Source organism: Aquincola sp. J276 (assembly GCF_024700035.1).
In the GTDB taxonomy this organism is placed as follows: domain Bacteria; phylum Pseudomonadota; class Gammaproteobacteria; order Burkholderiales; family Burkholderiaceae_C; genus Aquincola; species Aquincola tertiaricarbonis.
Window position 1 is genome coordinate 2,265,548 of record NZ_JAJONC010000002.1, and the last position, 19,880, is coordinate 2,285,427.

Sequence of the window (19,880 nt, forward strand, 5' to 3'; positions counted from 1 at the left end):
GGGAGCGGTCCGGGCTGCCAGGGGCAACCGTGATAACTTGCCGCGCTTTCGAGTCCGGACTCGTGACGGCTCCCACCCCGCGGGGTGGTCATTGACCAGTCCTGCCAACTTCCGGGCAGGGACTACGGGTAAACCCTGATTAAGACCAGGAAGCCGAATTCTGCGGTCGTTCAAATAACCGGTCAACCATAATGAAATCAGTCAACATGCCTTGTGGTTATGAAGTACCGTGATCTCCGTGACTTTTTACGCCAGCTGGAGGCCGTGGGCGAGCTGACGCGCGTCGCCGATGCGGTGTCGCCCCGGCTGGAAATGACGGCCCTGGCCGACCGGGTGCTTCGTGCGGGTGGACCGGCGCTGCTGTTCACCGCCCCGGCTGGCCATGGCATTCCCGTGCTGGCCAACCTCTTCGGCACCCCGCGCCGCGTGGCCATGGGCATGGGCGCGGACAGCCTGTCGGAGCTGCGCGACGTGGGTCGCGTGCTGGCCAGCCTGAAGGAGCCCGAGCCGCCGCATGGCCTCAAGGACGCCGGCCGCCTGCTGCAGATGGCCAAGGCCCTCTGGGACATGAAACCCACCCGGGTGAGGGGGGCGGCGTGCCAGGAATGCACCATCGACGGCGACGAGGTGGATCTTGGACGGCTCCCGGTGCAACTGTGCTGGCCGGGCGATGCCGGTCCGCTGATCACCTGGGGCTTGGTGGTCACGCGCGGGCCCCAGTCGGTGCCGCAACCACGGCGGCGGCAGAACCTGGGCATCTACCGCCAGCAGGTGATCGGCCGGCGCGAGGTGATCATGCGCTGGCTGGCGCACCGCGGCGGTGCGCTGGACTTCCGCGACTTCGGTCGCGCCAATCCCGGGCAGCCCTTCCCGATGGTGGTGGCGCTGGGCGCCGACCCGGCCACGGTGCTGGGCGCGGTGACGCCAGTGCCGGACAGCCTGTCCGAGTACCAGTTCGCCGGCCTCCTGCGGGGCAGCCGCACGGAGCTGGCCGACACCGGCGTGGGCGAAGGCGAGCACCGGCTGCAGGCGCCGGCCTCGGCCGAGTTCGTGCTGGAAGGCCACGTGCCGGTGGCCGCACCCGGCTTCACCGGCACCAGCGACGCCGGCATTCCGCTGGCCGAGCGCGGGGGTTACCTGCATGCGCTCGAGGGTCCGTTCGGCGACCACACCGGGTACTACAACGAGCAGGACTGGTTTCCCGTGTTCCGCATCGACCGCATCACCCACCGGCGCGACCCGATCTACCACTCCACCTACACCGGCAAGCCGCCGGACGAACCCGCCATCCTGGGCGTGGCGCTGAACGAGGTGTTCGTGCCCATCCTGCAGAAGCAGTTTCCGGAGATCGTCGACTTCTACCTGCCGCCCGAGGGCTGCAGCTACCGCATGGCGATCATCTCCATCCGCAAGAGCTACCCGGGCCATGCCAAGCGGGTGATGTTCGGGCTGTGGAGCTTCCTGCGGCAGTTCATGTACACCAAGTTCATCGTGGTGACCGACGACGACGTGGACATCCGCGACTGGAAGGAAGTGGTGTGGGCCATCACCACCCGCATGGACCCGGTGCGCGACACCACGCTGGTGGACGGCACGCCGATCGACTACCTGGACTTCGCCTCGCCGGTGAGCGGCCTGGGCGGCAAGATGGGCCTGGACGCCACCAACAAGTGGCCCGGCGAGACCAGCCGCGAGTGGGGCGTGCCGATCACCATGCAACGCGAGGTGGAGACACGCATCGCCGGCGTGTTCGATGCGGTGATGGCCGGCCGAAAGAATTCCAATTGACCGCCGCCGCCCGATGCGTTTCGGGCGCTTGCGGCGAGCCGCCGGCTCATCTAATTTAGGGAGGCCTGCAACGCAGGCAGCAACCAACCGAGCAGTCTCTGCACGGGCGGAGCCCCGGACCTCCTACCTCCGGAGCCCCACTGGTGGCGTCAGCCACCCCAACCCCTCCTGCCCCTGGGCAAGAGGGGTTTCGCATTTCCGGGCTCAGGCGCCGGCCCACCAGCCCAGCTTCTCGTGCCAGAAGTACCAGTGCAGCAACTGGCCTTCGGGTGACGGAAACCAGCGTGTGAAGCGGTCGTCCGACAGCGAGCTGATGCCGGCCGGCGCTGGCACCACCTCCAGCGCGATGCCCTGGGCAGCGGCCGCCTCGCGGAATGCGCGCAGCGCACGCGGCATGTGCAGGTCGTGCGTGACCAGCACCACCTTGTCCACGCCGTCGCGCTGCAGCAGCGGCACGGTGAAGCGACCGTTCTCGCGGGTATCGCGCGACCGGTCCTCGGCCCAGCGCAGCGCAAGACCGAACTCCTGCTGGGCGATGCGCCGGGCCACCTCGGCCTCGCTAGGGCCGGGCACCGCCGCATGGCCAATGCCGCCGGTGTAGCCCAGCGGCGCGCCGGTCTGCCGCGACAGCCAGATGGCGTAGCGCAGGCGTTCCATCGTCAGCGGGCGCAGGCTGGGCAGGCCGTATTCGGGCGCCAGCCGCTCGCGGCCCGCGCCCAGGGCCACGATGGCCACCTTGCGGCCGCTGGCGGCTTCGGTGCGCAGCTGCTCGATCTGCGAGGCACTGAAGGCGGGATATTCCGGCATGCCCACGCGGTGCAGCCATTCGCCCACGCCCACCGTCAGGCTGGCCCAGGTGAGCACCAGGCCCAGCAGCAGCGCGCCGCCGCCGCCTCGCCGAGAACGTCGCCAGCTGAGCGCGCCGACGAGCGCGAGCAACAAGAACGGCACCGGTGGGATCAGCAGCATGCTGAGCACCGGCTTCCAGTGCTCGATGCCCGCGGCCATGAGGAGTTGGTTCATGCGCAAGAGGCTGCGGCTGGCAGCACACGGCAAAGCGTGGAATTGTGACGTGTCACCGCGACGCCACCGTGGCGGCTTGTGCAGCCGCGCCCATGGCGGCAGCATCCGCCGCCCTTCAGGAGATTTCCCGTGCATGCACAAGAAGAACACGCAGGCCCCGAGAAGACGCCAGCCGCCAGGCGCTGGCTGCGGCGCGCCGGCTGGGCGCTGGCCACGCTGCTCGGCCTGTGGCTGTTGACCTGGCTGGCGCTGCCGCCGCTGCTGCAGGCGCAGGCCCAGCAGCGGCTTTCGTCGCTGCTGGGCCGGCCGGTGCAGGTCGGCGCGGTGTCGCTGGCGCCGTGGGCGCTGTCGGTGACGGTGCAGGAGCTGCGCATCGGTCCGGCTGGCGGGGCGGCCGGCCCTGACACGCTGCACATCGGCCGCCTGCATGCGGACGTGTCGGCCAGCTCGCTGTGGCGGCGCGCGCCGGTGGTGGAAGCGCTGCAGATCGACCGCCCCGTGGTGCAGCTCACCCGCCTGCCCGGCGGCGCGCTGGACATCGACGACATCGTCGCCCGCCTGCAACCGCAGCCCGGCGAGGCGCCGACGCCACCCGCCCGCTTCGCGCTCTACAACCTGGAGCTGACCGGCGGCCGCGTCACCGTCGACGACCGCCAGGCCGGGCTTCGGCATGAGCTGGTGGACCTGCGCCTGGACCTGCCGTTCCTGTCCAACCTGCCGGCCGACGTGGCGGTGCGGGTGCAGCCGCGCCTGGCCTTCAGGATGGACGGCAGCAGCTTCGACACCGGCGCGGCGCTGGTGCCGTTTGCGGAGGTGCGCAGCGGCCAGCTGGCGCTGCGCATTGACGACCTGGATGTGGCGCGCTGGGCCGCCTACCTGCCCGCTGCCAGCAGCCCGCTGCGGCCGACCGCCGGCCGGCTGTCGACCGAGATCACCGCCGACTTCTCGCTGCGCGAAGGCCACCAGCCGCACCTGGCGCTGCGCGGGCAGGCCCGCCTGAGCGACGTCGTCCTGGCGGCCGGGAAGGACACCGGCGGCAAGCCCCTGGCAGCCTGGCAGCGGCTGGAGGTGGAGCTGCAGGACGTACTGCCCTTGGAGCGACGGGTGGCACTGGGCGAGGTGCTGCTGCAGGGGTTGCAGCTGACGGCGACCCGGGATGCCGGTGGCCGGCTGGAGCTGGCCCGGATGGTCGCGCCGCCCCCAGAAGTGGCCAAGCCGCCGGCCACACCAGCCTGGCAGATGCGGCTGCAGCGCCTGCGCCTGCAGGACGCCGCGGTGCAGTGGCGCGACGACACCACCCGCCCCGCAGCGGCGCTGGCCTTGTCCGGGCTGCAGCTCGAAGCTGGCCCGCTCGACACCACGGCACTGGCGGGCGTGCCCTGGCGGCTGGCCAGCCGGCTGGCCGGCAGCGATGGCAGCCGGGCGGCCACGCTGGAGGCCGAAGGCACCGCCGGCGCGCAGGCCGCGCAGGCGTCGATCGGGCTGCAGGCGCTGGACCTCGCGCTGCTCGGGCCCTACCTCGAGCCTCACCTGGCAGTGCCGATGGCCGGCGCCGTCGCCCTGACCGGCCGGCTGCACTGGAGCGCCGGCGCCCAGCCCCGGCTGGCCGTCGAACTCCAGCAGCTGCGCGTGGCCGACCTGCGCCTGGGCGAGGGACCGGCCGCCGCCGGCTGGCGCAACCTGACGGTGGCCGACGGCCAGTTGGACCTGCTGGCCCGCACGCTGGCCATCGGTCGCCTGGAGCTGGAGGAGCCGCGGCTGGCCTTGCAACGGGCTGCCGATGGCACGCTGGACGCCAGCCAGTGGCTGCGCCGTGCGCCGGCCGCAGCGCAGCAAGACTCTTCTCCTGCGGCGGCGCCCTGGCAGTTGCAGCTCGGCCAGCTGCAGCTGCGCGGTGGCCGGCTGCGCTGGGCCGACCAGGCGCCCGCCACCCCGGTGGCGCTGCAGCTGGCCGACCTGCGCCTGGACGCCTCCGGCCTGCGCTGGCCGGCGCAAGCGGCGGCGCCCGCGCGCATCAGCCTGCAGGCCCGGCTCTCCGACGCCCGCACCGGCGAGGCCGGCAAGCCGACGTCCGCACCCGGCCGCATCGACTGGACCGGCACCCTTGCGCCCCAGCCGCTGATGGCGCGGGGTGCGCTGCGGGTGCAGCGGCTGCCCTTGCATGCGCTGGCGCCGTATGCGTCCACCGGGCTGCAGCTGGTGCTGGCGCATGCCGACGCCGACTGGCAGGGCCAGGTGGCGCTGCAGCAGCAGGCGCAGGGCCTGTCCGTCGAGGCCGACGGCGACGCGCGGCTGGGCGATGTGCAGGTGCAGGCGCCGCCGCGGGATGGCGTGCCGGGCGATGCACTGCTGGCGTGGCAGGACCTGCAGCTCCAGCGCCTGCAGGTGCGGCTGGCACCCGGTGCGGCGCCGCAGGTGTCGGTACAGGAAGCTGCGCTGTCGGACTTCTATTCGCGCCTGGTGATCACCGAGGAAGGGCGCTTCAATCTGCGTGACGTCGCCGCGTCGCCGGGCGGCGTGGCCGAGCCGGCCGGCGCAGCCGCGGTCGTCGCGCCGGGGCCGGTCATCGCGGTGGGGTCCACCCGCCTGCTGCGCGGCCGCATTGACTTCACCGACCGCTTCATCCGCCCCAACTACAGCGCCGAGCTGAGCGGACTGAACGGCAGCCTCGGCACGTTCAGCACCGCTTCGCCGCAGATGGCGGCCTTGTCGCTGCAGGGCCGGGTGGCCGGCACGGCGCTGCTGGACATCAGCGGCAGCCTGAATCCGGCGGCCCGGCCGCTGGCCATGGACATCCGCGCCAAGGCCACCGACCTGGAACTGTCGCCTTTGTCGCCCTATTCCGGTCGCTACGCCGGCTACGCCATCGAACGCGGCAAGCTGAGCATGGACGTGGCCTACCGCATCGCGCCGGATGGACGGCTGGACGCCAGCAACCGGGTGGTGCTCAACCAGCTCACCTTTGGCGAACGCGTGGACAGCCCCGATGCCACCCAGCTGCCGGTGGCGCTGGCCATCGCCTTGCTGAAGGACCGCCATGGCGTCATCGACCTGGACCTGCCGGTCAGCGGATCGGTCAACGATCCGCAGTTCAGCGTCTTCGGCCTGGTGCTCAAGGTGCTGGGCAACCTGCTGGTGAAGGCGGTGACGGCGCCGTTCTCGCTGTTTGCCGGCGGTGGCGAGGCGGATGCCAGCCGCATCGGATTCGTGCCGGGCACCGACCGCATGGCGGCGGGTGCCGAAGCCGCGCTGGACACCGTGGCCCGCGCGCTGGCCGACCGGCCGGGGCTGCAGCTTACCGTCAGCGGCAGCGGCGACCTGGCGCTGGAGCAGGACGCGCTGCGTGCCGCCGGCCTGGACGCCCGGCTGCTGTCTGAGCACCGCCGCCGCGCCGGCCCCGGCTGCGCCGCCGCCCACGCCCGAGGAGCAGGCAGCGCTGCTGCGCCGCCTGTATGCCGACACGCCCTTGCCGGACAAGCCGCGCAACCTCGTCGGCCTGGCCAAGTCGCTGCCGCCGCAGGAGATGGCCGAGCGCCTGCAGGCGGTGCTGCCGGCGGCCGAGGAGCAGTTGCGCGAGCTGGCCCAGCGCCGCGGCACCGCGGTGCGGGATGCCTTGCTGGCCCGCGGCGTGCCGAGCGAGCGGCTCTTCCTGGCGGCGCCGCGGCTGGGCGGTGGCGGTGGCGCGCGGCCCGGCGCGCCGGAGGCGGAACTGGTGCTGTCGGCGCGCTGACATGCTCCGGCTCGCGTAAGCTCGCGGGCCGCCCAACGACCAAAGTCCGATGCCGGACGTTGGCGCCGGCCAGGAGTAAAGAACCATGACGATCGAAACCATCACCCTCGGCGGCGGCTGCTTCTGGTGCACCGAGGCGGTGTACGAGCAGGTGGACGGCGTGGTGTCGGTGGAGTCCGGCTACAGCAACGGCCATGTCCATCGGCCCACGTACGAGCAGGTGTGCCAGGGCGACACCGGCCATGCCGAGGTGGTGCGGGTGCGCTTCGAGAACGAGCGCATCTCGCTGCGCGAGATCCTGGAGATCTTCTTCGTCGTCCACGATCCCACCACGCTCAACCGCCAGGGCAACGACGTGGGCACGCAGTACCGCTCGGGCATCTACTTCCACAGCCCCGAGCAGGAAGCGGTGGCGCGCGAGGTGATCGCCGAGGTGAATGCCGCCAGCGGCGGCCGCGTGGTGACGGAGCTGGTGGCCGAGGCCGACTATTCCCGCGCCGAGGATTACCACCAGCACTACTTCGCCAACCACCCTGGCGCCGGCTACTGCGCCTTCGTCGTGGCACCCAAGGTGGAGAAGTTCCGCAAGACCTTCCGTAACCGCGTGAAGGCCTGAGCACCGGCTGGCGCTGACGCCGGATGGTGACCAGGCACGTCGTCTCGCGGCCTTCGGCGCCGCGCCTGCCAGGGATGGCAGGGTGGCGGCGTGCCTGGCTGCACCTGCTGCTGCCGCTGGTGCTGCTGCTGGCGCAGTCGGCCGGCCTGCGGCACGGCGTGCTGCATCCGCATGCCGGCGGGCCGGCGCCACAGGCTCGGGCCCTGCAGGGCGCGGCGTCGGGCGAAGCAGGTCATGGCGCCGCAGCCTCGGGCGCGGCCCACCACGAGGACGGCTCGGCCCTGTGCCGCCTCATCGACCATCTGGGCCATGCCGACCTGCTGCCGACCGCCGCCGCGGTGGCGGTGCAGGTTGCCCGCCCACCGCTGTCGCCGGCCGCGTCGCCTGTCGGTGCCACGCCGTGCACCACCACGGTCTACGAGGCCCGCGGTCCGCCCACCACCGCGCTGAGCTGATCGCGCCCGGACGGCAGCCGCTGGCTGCGCGTCCGCTTTCCTCGTAGCAGCGCCGGCCGCGGCCCATCAGCGGCCGGCCGGCGCCAAGGTGGTTCCCGATGCACAAGCCCTTCACACCGGCGCGGCATGCGCTCGCGCGCGCCGCGCTGTCCTTCTTCGCCCTGCCGCTGGCTGCCGCCGCGCAAGGCACACCGCCCGTGTCCACCGTCGTGGTCACCGGCAATCCCCTGGGTCGCGACACGCTGGCCCAGCCCACCAGCGTGCTGGCCGGCGAAGGCCTGGTGCTGCGCCGCGGCGGCACGCTGGGCGAGACGCTGGACGGCCTGCCCGGCGTGGCCTCCACCAGCTTCGGTCCGCAGAGCAGCCGGCCGGTGATCCGTGGCCTGGATGGCGACCGCGTGCGCCTGCTGGACAACGGCGGCGCCTCGGTGGACGCGTCCAACCTCAGCTTCGACCATGCGGTGGCGCTGGACCCGCTGGTGGCCGAGCGCATCGAGATCCTGCGCGGCCCGGCCGCGCTGCTGTACGGCGGCAACGCCACCGGCGGCGTGGTCAACATCATCGACAACCGCATTCCGCGCGTGGCGGCCAAGGGTCTGTCCGGCCGTGCCGAGCTGCGCCTGGGCGGCGCCGCCCGTGAGAAAGCCGGCGCGGCGCTGCTGGAGGGCGGCGCCGGCGGGCTGTCCTGGCATGCGGACGTGGCGGGCCGCAACAGCGACGACCTGCGCACGCCGCGGTTCTTGGTGCCGCTGGAAGAAGGCGACAGCCAGCGCACCCGTCGGGTGGCCAACTCGGCCGGCCAGGGCCGCAGCGGCGCGCTGGGCGCTTCCTGGGCGGATGCCGACGGCTTCGTCGGCGCCTCGGTGGACCGCCACGAGAACGACTACGGCGTGACGGTGGAGCCCGAGGTGGGCATCCGCATGGAACGCGACCGCGTGGCCTTGGCGGGCGAGCGCCGCCGCCTGGCCGGCCCTTTCACCCAGCTGGAGTTCCAGGCCAGCCACACCCGCTACAAGCACGAGGAAGTGGAGGGCAGTGGGGAGGTCGGCACCACCTTCCGCAGCACCGGCGACGAGCTGCGGCTGCAGGCCCGCCATGCGCCGCTGGGCCCGCTCACCGGCGTGTTGGGCCTGCAGGCAGAGCGGCTGGAGTTCTCCGCGCTGGGCGAGGAGGCCTTCGTGCCCGACACGCGCACCCGGTCGGTGGCGCTGTTCGCGATGGAGGAAGTGCAGGCCGGCCCCGCCACGCTGACCGCCGGCCTGCGCTACGAGCGGGTGCGCGTGTCCTCCGAGGGCGATCGGCCCGACGCCGAGGAACCGCGCTTCGGCGAGGCGGGCGGGCGCCGCTTCAGCCCGCGCAGCGCACTGCTGGGCGCCAGCCTGCCGGCCGGCGGTGGCTGGACGCTGCTGGCCACCGCCGGCGCCACCGAACGTGCCCCCGCCTATTACGAGCTGTATGCCAACGGCGTGCACGTGGCCACCGGCGCCTATGAGCAGGGCGATCCCACGCTGGGCCTGGAGCGCAGCCGCCACCTGGAGCTGGGCGCCGAATGGAAGCAGGCCGAGCACCGGCTGAAGGCCAGCGTGTTCCACACCCGGTTCTCGCGCTACATCGGCCTGGAGGCCACCGGCCGCGACGTGGCGGTGGAGGGCGAAGATGGCGAGGCCTCCAGCGTGCCCGAGTACGCCTTCCGCGCGGTGCGGGCGCGGCTGCGCGGCATCGAGCTGGAAGGCCGCACCCGGCTGCTGCAGCGCGCGTGGACGCTGGACCTGGACGGCAGCCTGGACCTGGTGCGGGGCGACAACCTGAGCACCGACGAGCCGCTGGCACGCATCGCGCCGGTCCGCGCCCGGCTGGGCCTGGAAGCGGCCTCCGGCCCGTGGCGGCTGGGCGCCCGCCTGGTGCATGCCGCGCGCCAGGACCGCGTGCCGGCAGTGGACGTGGCCACGCCCTCCTACACCGTGCTGAACCTGTGGACCAGCTGGCGCATGCCGCTGCCGGGCGCCGAGGCGCTGTGGTTCCTGCGGCTGGACAACGTGACCAACGAGCTGGCCTACAACGCCAGCGCGCTGCGCACCGCACGGGAACTGTCGCCGCAGGGCGCCCGCGCCCTCACCGCCGGCGTGCGCGTCGTGTTCTAGCGGCGCTGGGGCGGCTGGCGATCAGGGCGCCAGCCGTTCGCGCACCCAGGTGCCGCCGGCGTCCAGCCGGTACTGCAGCCGGTCGTGCAGGCGGCTCTTGCGGCCCTGCCAGAACTCCCAGCGCTCGGGCTGCAGCCGGTAGCCGCCCCAGTGCGGCGGGCGCGGCGGGTTCAGCGCAAAACGCGCGCCGAACTTGGCGGCATTGGCCACCAGGGTGGCGCGCGAGCCGATCACCTGGCTCTGCGGCGAGGCCCAGGCCCCGATGCGGGAATCGAGCGGGCGCGACTGGAAGTAGGCGTCGCTCTCGGCATCGCTGGTCTTCTGCACCCGGCCTTCGATGCGCACCACCCGCTCCAGCTCCACCCAGTGGAACTGCAGCGCCGCAAAGGGGCGGGCGGCGAGCTCGCGGCCCTTGCGGCTGTCGTAGTTGGTGTACCAGACCAGCCCCTGCGCGTCGCAGCCCTTGAGCAGCACCACGCGGGTGGAAGGCCGGCCTTCCTCGCTGACGGTGGCCAGCGTCATCGCCGACGGCTCGGGGATCTGTGCGGCCAGGGCCTGTTGCAGCCAGGCCTCGAATTGCAGCCGTGGGTCCGCGAGCGAGGCGCTTTCGTCCAGCTCGGCTCGTTCGTAACTCTTGCGCAGGTCGGCCAGTGAGATGTCCATCGCGCCAGCATAGCGCCCGTGCCCGGGCGCCACCGGCATTTGCGCTTACGTGGTTGGCCCTACGTAGCAGCCCCACTACCTGAGGGGCGGCATGGGTCCCATCCTTGCTATACCGCGCTGCAGCAATTCCGCGCCGCGGAGGAGGAAGGGAGCGTTGCACCATGTGGTCGCAACCGACAGTGATCGTCCTGGCCGCGGGCCGGGGAAGCCGTTTCCAGGGGCCCACCCACAAGCTGGCGCAGCCGCTGGAGGGTGGTGCGCCCGTGCTCGTGTCCACATTGCGCCGGGCGGTGGCGTCGCAGCTGCCGGTGCTGGTGGTCACCACCGCCGCGCTGGAGCCGCTGGCGCGCTCGGTGGTGGCCAGCCGCGACGTGGTGGTGCTGCCCGCGGCCGACAGCATGCCGGGCCTGGGCATGGGCAGCTCCATCGCCGCGGGCGTGGAGGCGCGCGCCCATGCGCCGGGCTGGTTGATGCTGCCCGGCGACATGCCGCTGGTGCGGCCAACCACCCTCGTGGCCGTGGCGCGGGCCTTGCAGCAGCATCCGGTGGCCTATGCCCAGCATGCCGGCCGGCGCGGTCATCCGGTGGGCTTTTCGGCCGAGCTGTTCACCGACCTCGTGCTGCTGCAGGGCGACGAAGGCGCGCGCCGCCTGGTGGCGCGTTATCCCGCGCAGGCGGTGGACGTGGACGACCCCGGCGCGCTCATCGACCTGGACACGGTGGAAGACTTCGCCGCCGCCCGGCGCCACCAGCAGCTGCAGGCGGTGGCGGACCGCTGAGAACCTGTGAACGAACCACTCACGCCCGCTCGACGCGCCCTGACGACCCGGCTCGTCGTTGCAAATGCTCGCCGTAGCCTGAGCTATGGCTGCGCTTTGCGCCTGGATCCAACCCGCCCTGTCGCGCCGCTCGGTCGCGACCGGTTCATTCACAGGTTCTGACGCCGCCCGGCTCAGATCAGGCGATGCTGCCGGGCCAGGCCCACCAGCCGGCGCAGTTCATGGTCGGTCATGCCGCGCTCCTCCAGGCAGCGGGCGGTTTCGCACAGGTACTCCAGCGTGCTGCCGAACTGGCCGCGCGCCATGCGCAGGATCTGGATCAGCTCGTCGTCGCTCAGGCGGCCGGTGTAGCTGGGGCTGCGGCGGCTGAGGGTGAAGGCCAGCGCCATCACCCGGCCCTGCGGCGTCTGGCAGGGCAGCCAGCGCGGGTCGTACACGCCGGTGATCATCTCCCGCGCCCACAGCCGCTCCAGCTCCACGTCGGCGCGTTCGCGCGCCACCCGGTACACCATGCCGCGGCAGGAGCCGCCCGGCATCAGCGCGAACACCAGCCCGGGCTGCTCCGGCGTGCCGCGGTTGATGCGCGAACGCATGCGCAGCGCACGGTGCCAGCCGCGCACCAGCGCGGGCCGGTGCTCGTCGGCGTGGAATTCGGGGCGCCAGATCAGCGAGGCATAGCCGAACACCCAGAGGTCTTCGGCCGCTTGCCACTGCCTGCGGATCTGCTGCAGCATGGCCCGCGGATCGCGGCTTGCCGGGGTGGGTAGCAGGTCGTCCATGACAGGGCGTGATGATGACAGAGCGACCCTGCCCGCCAGCGAAGTTGATTTGACGATGTAACCTTGTTTCGTAAGAATCAGGGACCGAGTTACAGAGGCGCCGCCATGAAACCAGCCATCGCCAGCATCACGGACCGCATCCGTGAGCGCAGCCATCCCACCCGCACGGCGTACCTCTCGCGGGTCGACAAGTTGATCGGCCGCCCCCGCGGCAGTGATCGCATGGGCTGTGCCAACGTGGCCCATGCCTTCGCCGCGCTGCCGGCCAACGACAAGTTCCGGGTGGTGGCCGAGCGCGCGCCGAACATCGGCGTGGTCACCGCCTACAACGACATGCTGTCGGCCCACCAGCCGTACGAGGGCTTCCCCGCCATCCTGCGCGACGAGGCGCACCGCCAGGGCGCCACGCTGCAGGTGGCCGGTGGCGTGCCGGCGATGTGCGACGGCGTGACCCAGGGCCTGCCGGGCATGGAGATGAGCCTGTTCTCGCGCGACACCATCGCGATGAGCACCGCCATCGCCCTCAGCCACGACGTGTTCGACGGCGCATTGCTGCTGGGCGTGTGCGACAAGATCGTGCCCGGGCTGCTGATCGGCGCACTGCACTTCGGCCACCTGCCGTGCGTGTTCGTGCCGGCGGGGCCGATGAGCACCGGCCTGTCGAACAACGACAAGTCCAAGGTGCGCGAGAAGTTCGCGCAGGGCCTGGTGGGCCGTGACGAGCTGCTGGCCGCCGAATCGGCCGCGTACCACGGCCCGGGCACCTGCACCTTCTACGGCACCGCCAACAGCAACCAGATGCTGCTGGAATCGATGGGCCTGCATGTGCCGGGCTCGGCCTTCGTGCATCCGCATGCCACGCTGCGCGAGCAACTCACGCGCGAGGCGCTGCGCCGCGTGCTGGCCATCGGCCCGGGCGAGAACTTCCAGCCCATCGGCAAGCTGGTGGACGAGCGCACCATCGTCAACGCGATGGTGGCGCTGCTGGCCACCGGCGGCTCCACCAACCACCTGATCCATTGGTGGCCGTGGCCCGCGCCGCCGGCATCCTGATCGACTGGACCGACTTCTCCGACCTCTCCGCCAACGTGCCGCTGCTGTCGCGCGTGTATCCCAACGGCTCGGCCGACGTGAACCACTTCCAGGCCGCCGGCGGCCCCAGCTTCGTGCTGCGCGAGCTGCTGGAATCGGGCTGCCTGCACCCCGACGTGGCCACCATCGCCAGCGGCGGCATGGCCGCCTATGGCAAGGTGCCGGCGCTGGAAGGCGAGAAGCTGGTATGGCAGCGCCTGCCGGCCGGCAGCACCGACGAATCCGTGGTGCGCACCGCCGCCGCGCCCTTCAGCGAGACCGGTGGCCTCAAGCTGCTGACCGGCAAGCTGGGCCGTGCCGTCATCAAGGTGTCGGCCGTGCCGGAAGACCGCCATGTGATCGAGGCGCCGGCCCGCGTGTTCGACAGCCAGGACGCGCTGCATGCCGCCTTCAAGGCCGGTGAACTGGAGCGCGACTTCGTGGCCGTGGTGCGCTTCCAGGGCCCGCGTGCCAACGGCATGCCCGAGCTGCACAAGCTCACGCCGCCGCTCGGCGTGCTGCAGGGCAAGGGCTTCAAGGTGGCGCTGGTGACCGACGGCCGCATGAGCGGTGCCTCGGGCAAGGTGCCGGCGGCCATCCACGTCAGCCCCGAGGCGCTGGCCGGCGGCCCGCTGGCCCGCGTGGTGGACGGCGACATCATCCGCCTGGACGCCGTGGCCGGCGTGCTGGACGTGCTGGTGGACGATGCCACCTGGGCTGCCCGCCCGGTGGCCACCATCCGACCCGAAGCGGCCGAGGACAACGCCCACGGCCTGGGCCGCGAGCTGTTCGCCGGCATGCGCAAGAACGCCATCAGCGCCGAGGAAGGCGCCTGCACCTGGCTGTGACTCCAAGGACCTCCATGAACAACACCCTCGACCTCGTTTCCTATGGCCCGGTGATCCCGGTCATCGTGCTGCAGCGTGTGCAGGATGCGGTGCCGCTGGCGCAGGCGCTGGTCGCCGGCGGCGTGCGCGTGCTGGAAGTGACGATGCGCACCCCGGTGGCGCTGCAGTGCATCGAGGCCATCGCCAAGGCGGTGCCGGAGGCCATCGTCGGCGCCGGCACCATCCGTTCGGCAGCCGATGCCCAGGCGGCCAGGAATGCCGGCTCGGTCTTTGGCGTGAGCCCCGGCTACACCAGCGAAGTGGGCCGTGCCTGCGTGGCCGCGGGCCTGCCGCTGCTGCCCGGCGTGGCCACCGCCAGCGAGGTGATGGCGGCCCAGGCCGACGGCCTGCAGTTCCTGAAGTTCTTCCCGGCGGTGCAGGCCGGCGGCATCCCGATGCTGAAGGCACTGGGCGGCCCGTTCCCCGATGTGGTGTTCTGCCCCACCGGCGGCCTGACGGTGAAGACGGCGCCCGAGTTCCTGGCGCTGCCCAACGTGAAGGTGTGCGGCGGCTCCTGGCTGACGCCGGCCGACGCGGTGGAAGCGGGCGACTGGGCCCGCATCACGCAGCTGGCGCGCGAGGCTTCGGCCCTGCGCGGCTGAAGCGGCCGGGCGGCCTAGACGCCGCCCTGGATCAGCTCGACCTTGTAGCCGTCCGGATCGGTCACGAAGGCGATGATGGTGCTGCCGCCCTTGACGGGGCCGGCCTCGCGCGTGACCGCGCCGCCGAAGGCCCCGGCCTTCTCGCGCACCGCATCGCACATCGCGTAGGCGTCTTCCACGCCCAGCGCGATGTGGCCATAGGCGGTGCCCATCTCGTACTTGTCGGTGCCGTAGTTGTAGGTCAGCTCCAGCTCGGCATGCTCGGGGTTGGCGCCGTAGCCCAGGTAGGCCAGGTCGTACTGCTGCTCGGGCCGTTGCACCGTGCGCAGCAGCTTCATGCCCAGGGCCTGGGTGTAGAAGTCGATCGAGCGCTGCATGTCGCCGACGCGCAGCATGGTGTGGAGAAGTCTCATGGCTTGGCCGAAGGCTGGGCCTCGAAGATGAGGCAGGTGGTGGTGGCGTGTGCGTAGAGTGTGCCATCGGGCCCCACCAGCTTGCCCTCCGCGGTGGCAATGCGCCCACCGCGGTGAATGACTTCGCCCACCGCGCGAACCAGCGGCACCTTGTGCGTCACGGCCTTCACGTAGTTGATCTTCAGCTCCAGCGTGGTGTAGGTCTTGCCGGGCTCCATCAGCGTGTGCACCGCGCAGCCCACGGCTGAATCCAGCAGCGTGGCGATCCAGCCGCCATGCACCGTGCCCAGCGGGTTGTAGTGCTCGAACAGCGGCCGGCCCTGGAACACCGCGCGGCCCTCGGCCAGCTCCACGATCAGGAAGTTCAGGGTGCGCGAGATCGGCGCGCGGGGGATCTCGCCCGCCACCATCGCCTGCAGGATCTGCAGGCCGGTGCGGCCGGCCACCTGCTCGGGGCTGGCCAGGCCGATCTCATGGCCGTGGACGTTGATCTCCTGCTCACGCGCCTGCCAGGCGGCCAGGGTGTCTGCTGCATTCATCATGGGGTCTCCCAAAAAAACTTGTACCTGCAACGATTGTAGATACACTGATTGGCATGGGCCAAGACATTTCCGCGCGCCGCCCGCAGGGCTGTACCAACATGAAGGTTCGCCAGCTGGCACGCCTGGTGGGCCGGCACTACGAGGCGCATGCCGTCAGCGGTCTGAAGAACACGCAGTACTCGCTGCTGTCGCATGTGCTGAAGCTCGGGCCGCTGCGGCCGGTGGACCTGGCGCAGGCCATGCGGCTGGATGCCTCCACGCTCACCCGCAACCTGCAACCGCTGGTGCAGCAGGGCTGGGTGGAGGTGCTGCCTGGCGACGACGCCCGCAGCCGGCTGGTGGCCATCACCGAGGCCGGCCGTGCGGTGCGCGAGCAGGGCCAGCGCGCCTGGAAAAAGGCGCAGCTCGAGATCAATGCCCTGCTGGGCGAGCAGCGCGTGCTGGCCTTGCATGCGCTGATCGACGACTGCATCGCGGTGCTGGAATCCACCGACCTGCCCGAGGAGGCCTGACGCCATGAAGACTTCGTTGCCTGCCAAAGCCGTGCCCGTGGGCCTGGTGCTGCTGGCCGCGGCCGGCACCTTCGCGCTCACCATGGGCGCGCGCCAGTCGATGGGCCTGTTCCTCGGCACGCTCAACAGCAGCACCGGGCTGGGCCTGGCCAGCATCAGCCTGGCGTTTGCCTTCGGGCAGCTGTGGTGGGGCCTCACGCAGCCGGTCGCGGGGCTGGTGGCCGACCGCATCGGCACCGGCCGCGTGCTGGTGCTGGGCGTGCTGCTGGTGGCCATCGGCACCGCGCTCGTGCCGCACATGCACACCACCGCTGGCCTGATCTTCGCCATTGGCGTGCTGGCCGCTGGCGGCGCCGGCATGGCCGGGCCCTCGGTGCTGATGGCCGCCACCACGCGGCTGGTGCCACCTGAGCGCCGCGGCATGGCCACCGGCATCGTCAACGCGGGCGGCTCCTTCGGCCAGTTCGTGTTCGCGCCGATCGCGCAGGGCGTGACGGCGGCGGCCGGCTGGATGGCCTCGCTGTACACGCTGGGCGTCATCACGCTGCTGGCGCTGCCGGCGGCCTGGGTGCTGCGGGGGCACTCGGCGTTGCCGGCGGCCGCCGCTGGTGCAGCCCCCGCGGTGCGGGAAAAGGCAGGCGTCGTGATCCGCCGCGCGCTGGCCGACCCCAGCTACCGGCTGCTGTGCGCGGGCTTCTTCGTCTGCGGGTTCCACGTGGCCTTCATCGCCACCCACCTGCCGGGCGTGGTGGCCTCCTGCGGCCTGCCGCCTTCGGTGGGCGCCTGGTCGCTGGCGGTCATCGGCCTGTTCAACATCGTGGGCAGCCTGGCGATGGGCTGGGCCATCGGCTTCCAGCACGGTCGCTGGCGCATGAAGTCGCTGCTGTCGCTGGTGTACGCCGCGCGGGCGGTGGCCGTGCTGGTGTTCATGCTGCTGCCCAAGACGCCCGCGGTCATGCTGGGCTTCGCGGCCATCATCGGATTCACCTACCTGTCCACCGTGCCGCCCACCGCGGGGCTGGTGGCGCGCTTCTTCGGGCCGGCCAACATGGCCACGCTGTTCGGCATCGTGATGCTGGCGCACCAGCTGGGCGGCTTCCTGGGGGCGTGGCTGGGGGGCAAGGCTTTCGAGCTCACCGGCAGCTACGACTGGATGTGGTATGCCGACATCGTGCTGGCCGTCGGTGCCGCACTGATCCACCTGCCCATCCGTGAACAGCGCGTGGCGCCGCCTACAATGGCCGCAGTCATTGGGGAGTAGCTTCCTCCGAACTGCCCGGCGTGTCCGGGCAGTGTTGCGAGAGGGGCCTGTGTCAACAAACTTGCCGTGCAGCCACCTGGGCTGCAGCCGGCATGGCACAGGCGATCACCGGCAGTGTGCGGATTTTGCGAGACCTTTGACCGTGGCGACTCCGACAGGCCGGGGATGCGCCGCGGTCATCGTGTCCGTGTCCGGCCGGAGCCACCCTTTTGGAAGCCTTTCTCGTCTCGACCGGCATCGTCGCCCTCGCTGAAATGGGCGACAAGACCCAGCTGCTGTCGCTGGTGCTCGCCGCCCGGTTCCGCCGCCCCTGGCCCATCATCGCGGGCATCTTCGTGGCCACCGTGTTCAACCATGCAGCCGCCGGCGCGCTGGGTGCCTGGATCACCAACCTGGCCGGCCCCGACGTGATGCGCTGGGTGCTGGGCATCTCCTTCCTGGCCATGGCGGCCTGGACGCTGGTGCCGGACAAGCTGGACGAGGAAGACACCCGCGCACCGCGCCTGGGCGTGTTCGGCGCCACCGTGGTGGCCTTCTTCCTGGCCGAGATGGGCGACAAGACGCAGATCGCCACCGTGGCGCTGGCCGCGCGTTATGACGCCATCGTGGCCGTGGTGCTGGGCACCACGCTGGGCATGATGGCCGCCAATGCACCGGTGGTGCTGCTGGGCGACAAGGTGACCAAGAAGGTGCCGATCCGCACCATCCACCTCATCGCCGCGGCCATCTTCGCGGTGCTGGGCGTGGCCGCGCTGGTGGGCGGCTGACGTCCCGGCCCGCTCGTCTAGACAGGCATGGTGTAGTTGAGCGTCATGCGGCCGCCATCCACCACCACGATCTCGCCGGTCACGTAGCTGGACGCCTCGCTCAGCAGCCAGGCGGCCACGTCGGCCACCTCGGCCGGCTCGCCCAGGCGCTTCATCGGCGTGCGGCTCATGATGCGGGCCTTGGCGTCGTCGCTGGTGAGCACGGCCTTCTGCGCCAGTTCGGTGGCGATGGTGCCCGGCGCCACCGCATTGACGCGGATGCCGTGGCCCACCAGGCCCAGCGCCATCACCCGCGTCAGCTGGTCGATGGCGCCCTTGCTGGCGTTGTAGCTGGCGATGCTGGGAATGGCCAGCCGGCCGTTGACCGAGCTCATGTTGACGATGGCGCCGCCGCCGTGGGCCGCCATCACGCGGGCCACCGCCTGGCCCACCAGGAAGGAGCCCTTGAGGTTGACGGCGATTACCGCGTCCCAGTCGGCCTCGGTGATGTCGAGGAAGTCCGCAGCGCGGAAGATGCCGGCGTTGTTGACCAGCGCATCCACCGGGCCCAGCGCGTCGACGGTGGCGGCCAGCGCCACGTCCACCTGCGCCTTGCTGGACACGTCGCAATGCAGGTAGAGCGCACGGGCGCCCTCGGCCTGCAGCGCGGCAGCCAGGGCCGCGCCGCGGGCATCGTCCACGTCCCACAGCGCCACCGAGGCGCCTTCGCGCAGCAGCCGGCGGGCACAGGCCTCGCCGATGCCTTGCGAGGCGCCGGTGACCACCGCCACGCGGCCGCGCAGGCCGAAGTTGATCTCGCTGGTGTGTGCGCTCATGGGTGTGCCTTCATGCGTGCCTGCCTTCGGCGGGTCTGTCCAGCCAGACGCCCATGCCCTGGGCATTGAGTTCCACATCCAGCGACAGCAGGTCCAGCTCCGCCGCGTCGCCGCGGCGGCCGTTGGCCCGCAGCCGCTGCACATACAGCTGCCGCAGGCCGTGCTTCAGGGCCTCATGGCGGTCGGGCGCGCCGCGCACCGATTCGCCCAGCGCCACCATCGCATCCAGCTGCAGCAGGAACTCCGCGGCCAGCGCCGGCACGTCCGCCACGCGGCCGTAGTGGGTGAGGTACATGCAGCGCGGCTGCTGCGCCAGCAGCCGCTGGATCGACTGCCGCAGCGGCCCGGGCTCGAACTGCACCGGCGTGGAGGTGGGCAGGATCCAGGCCGGCCGGCCCGCCACGTCGAATTCGCGGAAGCTCAGGCCGAAGGTGTCGCCGGTGAACCAGCCGCGGCTGCGTTCGTCCCAGATGCAGTGATGGTGGCGTGCATGGCCGGGCGTGTCGATGAACAGCAGCGGTCGCCCGGCCAGCTGCAGCACCATGCCGTCGCTGCTCTGCAGCACCCGCTCCGGCGGCACGTTGACCAGCTGGCCGTAGGAGCGTTCCATCTCCTGCGCGCCATACACCGCCAACGCGCCGGCCCACAACGCCCGCGGATCGATCAGGTGGCGGGCGCCGCGCGGATGCACCACCAGCTGCGCCGTGGGCAGCGACTGCAGCAGCAGCCCGGCGCCGCCGGCATGGTCCAGGTGGACATGGGTGGCGATCACATGGTCCACCGCGTCGGGGGGCAGGCCCAGCGCATCGAGCGCGCACAGCAGCCGCGGCACCGCATGGTTGGTGCCGGTGTCGATGAAGCAGGCGCGGCCGTCTTCCACCATCAGGTAGGCGGCGTCGAACCGGGGTCGGTGGAAGCCGGTGTCGATGGCATAGATGCCATCGCCCAGCGGCTCGAGGAAGTCGGGCAGGGCGTCGCTCATGCGGCCGATTCTGGCAGCGGCCATCCAGGCTGCGCAGCGGGGGCTACCCGCGGC

The 19,880-nt window shown here is 71.6% G+C and carries 17 protein-coding genes, 1 pseudogene and 1 riboswitch; of the genes and pseudogenes, 11 read left to right on the forward strand and 7 right to left on the reverse strand.

The annotated features are described in order from the left end of the window. Positions 1 to 219 precede the first annotated feature (219 nt). A complete protein-coding gene (locus LRS14_RS28390) occupies positions 220 to 1,788 on the forward strand; it encodes a UbiD family decarboxylase (RefSeq protein WP_257801978.1) in 1,569 nt (522 codons plus the stop codon). A 204-nt stretch (positions 1,789 to 1,992) separates the two neighbouring features. On the opposite strand, the gene LRS14_RS28395 is transcribed toward LRS14_RS28390, so the two are convergent. Continuing rightward, on the reverse strand, positions 1,993 to 2,811 hold the full coding sequence (locus tag LRS14_RS28395) for a YdcF family protein (RefSeq protein WP_083440940.1): 819 nt from the start codon (positions 2,809 to 2,811) through the stop codon (positions 1,993 to 1,995). 129 nt (positions 2,812 to 2,940) lie between these two features. On the opposite strand from LRS14_RS28395, the gene LRS14_RS28400 reads away from it, so the two are divergent. From LRS14_RS28400 to LRS14_RS28415, 4 genes are all read left to right on the forward strand, one after another. Next, positions 2,941 to 6,630, forward strand: coding sequence for a DUF748 domain-containing protein (locus tag LRS14_RS28400; RefSeq protein ID WP_257801979.1), 3,690 nt, complete (start codon positions 2,941 to 2,943; stop codon positions 6,628 to 6,630). Next, positions 6,627 to 7,157, forward strand: coding sequence for a peptide-methionine (S)-S-oxide reductase MsrA (msrA, locus tag LRS14_RS28405; protein ID WP_257801980.1), 531 nt, complete (start codon positions 6,627 to 6,629; stop codon positions 7,155 to 7,157). The genes LRS14_RS28400 and msrA overlap by 4 nt, the downstream gene beginning before the upstream one ends. Positions 7,158 to 7,183: 26 nt before the next feature. Further along, a complete protein-coding gene (locus LRS14_RS28410; protein WP_257801981.1) occupies positions 7,184 to 7,612 on the forward strand; it encodes a hypothetical protein in 429 nt (142 codons plus the stop codon). 98 nt (positions 7,613 to 7,710) lie between these two features. Then, positions 7,711 to 9,753: a TonB-dependent receptor gene (locus LRS14_RS28415; RefSeq protein WP_257801982.1), complete on the forward strand. Its 2,043-nt coding sequence runs from the start codon at positions 7,711 to 7,713 to the stop codon at positions 9,751 to 9,753. 21 nt (positions 9,754 to 9,774) lie between these two features. Here LRS14_RS28415 and pdxH read toward each other — a convergent pair whose 3' ends face one another. After that, positions 9,775 to 10,416, reverse strand: coding sequence for a pyridoxamine 5'-phosphate oxidase (gene pdxH, locus LRS14_RS28420; RefSeq protein ID WP_046115916.1), 642 nt, complete (start codon positions 10,414 to 10,416; stop codon positions 9,775 to 9,777). A gap of 161 nt (positions 10,417 to 10,577) precedes the next feature. Between pdxH and LRS14_RS28425 the strand changes: the two genes are divergently transcribed. Beyond that, positions 10,578 to 11,195: an NTP transferase domain-containing protein gene (locus LRS14_RS28425; protein WP_046115915.1), complete on the forward strand. Its 618-nt coding sequence runs from the start codon at positions 10,578 to 10,580 to the stop codon at positions 11,193 to 11,195. Positions 11,196 to 11,368: 173 nt separating this feature from the next. Here LRS14_RS28425 and LRS14_RS28430 read toward each other — a convergent pair whose 3' ends face one another. Next, on the reverse strand, positions 11,369 to 11,974 hold the full coding sequence (locus LRS14_RS28430) for a gamma-glutamylcyclotransferase (RefSeq protein WP_257801983.1): 606 nt from the start codon (positions 11,972 to 11,974) through the stop codon (positions 11,369 to 11,371). 105 nt (positions 11,975 to 12,079) lie between these two features. Here LRS14_RS28430 and edd point away from each other — a divergent pair. Both edd and eda read left to right on the forward strand, forming a co-directional pair. Next, a pseudogene (edd, locus tag LRS14_RS28435) lies at positions 12,080 to 13,893 on the forward strand (phosphogluconate dehydratase). Positions 13,894 to 13,907: 14 nt separating this feature from the next. Beyond that, positions 13,908 to 14,534, forward strand: a complete 627-nt coding sequence (eda, locus tag LRS14_RS28440) for a bifunctional 4-hydroxy-2-oxoglutarate aldolase/2-dehydro-3-deoxy-phosphogluconate aldolase (RefSeq protein ID WP_046115912.1) — start codon at positions 13,908 to 13,910, stop codon at positions 14,532 to 14,534. 14 nt (positions 14,535 to 14,548) lie between these two features. On the opposite strand, the gene gloA is transcribed toward eda, so the two are convergent. Both gloA and LRS14_RS28450 read right to left on the reverse strand, forming a co-directional pair. After that, on the reverse strand, positions 14,549 to 14,947 hold the full coding sequence (gloA, locus tag LRS14_RS28445; protein WP_257801984.1) for a lactoylglutathione lyase: 399 nt from the start codon (positions 14,945 to 14,947) through the stop codon (positions 14,549 to 14,551). Next, positions 14,944 to 15,489 (reverse strand): PaaI family thioesterase, encoded by a 546-nt coding sequence (locus tag LRS14_RS28450; protein ID WP_257801985.1) that lies wholly within the window; start codon positions 15,487 to 15,489, stop codon positions 14,944 to 14,946. Before LRS14_RS28450 ends, gloA begins: the two co-directional genes overlap by 4 nt. Positions 15,490 to 15,587: 98 nt before the next feature. On the opposite strand from LRS14_RS28450, the gene LRS14_RS28455 reads away from it, so the two are divergent. The 3 genes from LRS14_RS28455 to LRS14_RS28465 all read left to right on the forward strand — a co-directional run bounded on the left by LRS14_RS28455 (position 15,588) and on the right by LRS14_RS28465 (position 18,029). Beyond that, positions 15,588 to 16,001, forward strand: a complete 414-nt coding sequence (locus tag LRS14_RS28455) for a MarR family winged helix-turn-helix transcriptional regulator (RefSeq protein WP_257801986.1) — start codon at positions 15,588 to 15,590, stop codon at positions 15,999 to 16,001. Positions 16,002 to 16,005: 4 nt separating this feature from the next. Next, complete coding sequence (locus LRS14_RS28460) at positions 16,006 to 17,262, forward strand: MFS transporter (RefSeq protein ID WP_257801987.1); 1,257 nt, start codon at positions 16,006 to 16,008, stop codon at positions 17,260 to 17,262. Continuing rightward, positions 17,242 to 17,413, forward strand: a riboswitch (yybP-ykoY riboswitch). Its footprint overlaps the gene before it by 21 nt. A gap of 58 nt (positions 17,414 to 17,471) precedes the next feature. Next, positions 17,472 to 18,029 carry a TMEM165/GDT1 family protein gene (locus tag LRS14_RS28465; RefSeq protein WP_046115907.1) on the forward strand — a complete coding sequence of 186 codons (558 nt, stop codon included), beginning with the start codon at positions 17,472 to 17,474 and terminating at the stop codon, positions 18,027 to 18,029. A 17-nt stretch (positions 18,030 to 18,046) separates the two neighbouring features. Here LRS14_RS28465 and LRS14_RS28470 read toward each other — a convergent pair whose 3' ends face one another. Continuing rightward, complete coding sequence (locus LRS14_RS28470) at positions 18,047 to 18,844, reverse strand: SDR family NAD(P)-dependent oxidoreductase (protein WP_257801988.1); 798 nt, start codon at positions 18,842 to 18,844, stop codon at positions 18,047 to 18,049. Positions 18,845 to 18,854: 10 nt separating this feature from the next. Further along, entirely contained in the window at positions 18,855 to 19,826 is a 972-nt protein-coding gene (locus tag LRS14_RS28475; RefSeq protein WP_257801989.1) for an MBL fold metallo-hydrolase, read from the reverse strand. Positions 19,827 to 19,880 lie beyond the last annotated feature (54 nt).